The sequence below is a fragment of the Methylobacterium sp. WL116 genome (assembly GCF_008039455.1).
Lineage (GTDB): Bacteria > Pseudomonadota > Alphaproteobacteria > Rhizobiales > Beijerinckiaceae > Methylobacterium.
In genome coordinates, this window is record NZ_VRUV01000531.1 from 1 (window position 1) to 3,001 (window position 3,001).

Below are 3,001 nucleotides of genomic sequence, written 5' to 3' on the forward strand. Positions count from 1 at the left end.
GGCCTCGACCGCCGGCGCGTCACCCGCCCGCTCGGTCGCCGCCGGCCGGCTCGTGGATCGGGCAGCCGTTGAAGCGCTCGCGGAACGCGGCCGAGTGCTTGTAGGGCGCGTTGCGCGCCCAGTTGATATTGCCGAGCGGCCGGTGCGCGGCGAGCCCGGTCCAGACGCTGAAGCGCATGCCCTCGTCGACCGCCTGCACCCGGCCCGGCTCCCAGCTGTCCTGCGGCCGGACGGTGATCAGGCCGACCCGCTGGAACGGCGCCTCCGCCTCGTCCCACTCCACCGTCGGATCCTCCACCGGCTGGCGTTCGAGGTCGCGGCAGAGCTGGACCCGGAACTCCCACACGCCCTCGATGCCCCGCATCTCGGACTGGACCGTCTCGCGGATCGCGTTCGGTCGCCCCGAGGCGTCGATCTCGGTGCCGGTGAGCGCGGTCAGCGCCGGGGCGACGGGGGCGACCGAGAACTTCGCGATGTGGTCGCCGTACCGGAACGGGGTGACGCTGTAGTAGGTCTCGCCGATCGGATCGACGTTCGGTGCGCCGCCGAGCGCGCCGATGGTCGGGCTGTCGATGCCGACCGCGTGCAGCGCCTTGTTGACCCCGCGCAGCACGGTGGAGGCGGCGACCTTCAGGCCCTCGGCCCGGTCGGTGGTGCCGGCGAGCAGCTTGAGGCTGCCCAGGAACTTGTCGGCGTTCGGCGCCTGGAACACCTTGCCGTTGACGAAGATGAAGTTCTGCGTGGTGCCCTCGGCGTCGGGCAGCCGCTCGCCCGCGACGTCGAGCACCTTCAGGGCGAGGCCGCGCGGCAGCGAGACGGCGTCGGGCAGGATGTCGCCCGCGTTCGTCGAGAGCCGCAGGTAGACCTTGTGCTCGCCGGGCGTGGCGAACAGGCCCTGCGCCAGCTCGGGCGGCAGGTCCGCGTCGATCCTGAGCACGCCCTCGAGGATGCCGTGCGCCTTGGCGTGGACGGAGCGCACCGCGTGCCCGGAATCCTCGGCCACCGTCTTGAGGATGGTGTCGAAGGTCTCGTTGAGCTTGTCGATCGTCCGCCCTTCCTCGACGGTCACGGTCTCGACGTCAGGATTGTAGTGAACCGGGCTCGCGAGCATGCAACGTCTCCTGAACTTGCTTGCGCACAACCAATCATGTCCGGATCCGTTCCCGGTTCGAGCCTCGGGTCCAGGCTATAGGCCGCCGCGGACGGCGCAGGCGACCGGTTTGCGGGCTCTCAGCGCGCCATCATCGCCCCGGGCTGCATCCCGCCCTGCGCATAGCGCTCGCGCCGGCGCTCGATCGAGGACGGGATCCGCAGCGATTCCCGGTACTTCGCCACCGTGCGGCGGGCGATGTCGACGCCCTCGCCGCGCAGCTTCTGCACCAGGGCGTCGTCGGAGAGCACGTCGTCCGAGGTCTCGCCGTCGACGAGCTGCTTGATGCGGTGGCGCACGGCTTCCGAGGAATGCGCGGCGGTGCCCGCCGCGCCCGGGATCGCGGCGGTGAAGAAGTACTTCATCTCCAGGGTGCCGCGGCTGGTGCCGATCGCCTTGTTGGAGGTGACGCGCGAGACGGTGGATTCGTGCATCCCGATCGCCTCGGCGACCGTCTTCAGGTTCAGCGGCCGCAGGTGCGCGACGCCGTGGACGAAGAACCCGTCCTGCTGGCGCACGATCTCGGTGGCGACCTTGAGGATCGTGCGCGCGCGCTGCTCCAGGCTCCGGGTGAGCCAGTTCGCGGTCTGTAGGGCCTCGGAGAGGAAGGCCTTGTCCCCCTCGGCCTTCGCACCCCGGACCACGCGGGCGTAGTAGCTCTGGTTGACCAGCACCCGCGGCAGCGCCTCGCCGTTCAGCTCCACCAGCCAGGAGCCGTCGGGGGCCGCGCGCACGAACACGTCGGGGATCAGCACCTCGACGCCGCTGGAGCCGAAGGCCCGCCCGGGCTTGGGGTCGAGCCGGCGGATCTCGGCCAGCATCTCGACGAGGTCCTCGTCGTCAACACCGCACAGGCGCCGCAGCGCCGAGAAATCGCGCTTGGCCACGAGGTCGAGGCGGGAGACCAGCGCCTGCATCGCCGGGTCGAACCGGTTCTGCTCGCGCAGCTGGATCGCCAGGCACTCGGCGAGGTCGCGCGCGGCGATTCCGGCCGGATCGAAGCTCTGGACGAGCTTGAGCACGCCCGCCACCCGGTCGAGGGAGGCGCCGAGGCGCTCGGCCACCGCGTCGATCGATTCGCGCAGGTATCCGGCCTCGTCCACCGCATCGATCAGGAAGCCGCCGATCAGCCGGTCGGTGGCGTCGCGGGTGGCGAGGTCGAGCTGGCGGCCGAGATGCTCGCGCAGGGAGGTCTCGACGGTGAGCGTCGCCTCGAAGTCCGGCGCCTCCGAATCGAAGCTGCCGCCGGTGCTGCCGTAGGGCGCGGGCGTCAGCGAGAGCATGTCGCCGGTGGCCGTCTCGCGGATCGGGCTCGGCGCGTCGTCGGGATAGACGTTGTCGAGGCGGGCGTCGAAATCGCCGTCGATCTCGCCGCGGCCCGGGTCGACCTCGGCGGCGGTCCACTCGGCGGCGCCCTCGAAGGTCTCGGCGGCGGGTTCCGCGCCCTCGGCCGGCCCCTCGGACGGCTCGGCCTCGGCGCGCTCCAGGAGCGGGTTGCGCTCCAGCTCGGCGTCGACGTAGGCCGCGAGATCGAGCTGGGAGAGTTGGAGAAGCTTGATCGCTTGCAGAAGCTGCGGTGTCATCACCAGGGACTGGCCCTGGCGCATTTCCAGCCGTTGCAGCAAACTCATCGCGTGGCCTCGGTCCTCTTCGGTGAACAGGCCGCGCCCCGCGTTATTACGCTATAGGCACGGTTCTTGCTTAAGCCCTAGTGAAACGCTGTAAACCGATCCCGGCCGCGCGTCAAAGCGTGATGGCCGGTCGTCGCGTTGGTTCGGGGGACGGTGGCACCGGCGCCACAGCCACGGGGGGCGCCCGTCCCGCTCGCCGACCCGGCCGCGCACGAAGGCC

At 70.9% G+C, this 3,001-nt stretch carries 2 protein-coding genes; both read right to left on the bottom strand.

Annotation, left to right across the window (positions count from 1 at the left end; genetic code table 11):
• Positions 1 to 19: 19 nt before the first annotated feature.
• Entirely contained in the window at positions 20 to 1,111 is a 1,092-nt protein-coding gene (locus FV223_RS24035) for a catalase family protein (protein WP_147729332.1), read from the bottom strand.
• 119 nt (positions 1,112 to 1,230) lie between these two features.
• On the bottom strand, positions 1,231 to 2,781 hold the full coding sequence (gene rpoN / locus FV223_RS24040) for an RNA polymerase factor sigma-54 (RefSeq protein WP_147729333.1): 1,551 nt from the start codon (positions 2,779 to 2,781) through the stop codon (positions 1,231 to 1,233).
• Between the last annotated feature and the right edge of the window lie 220 nt (positions 2,782 to 3,001).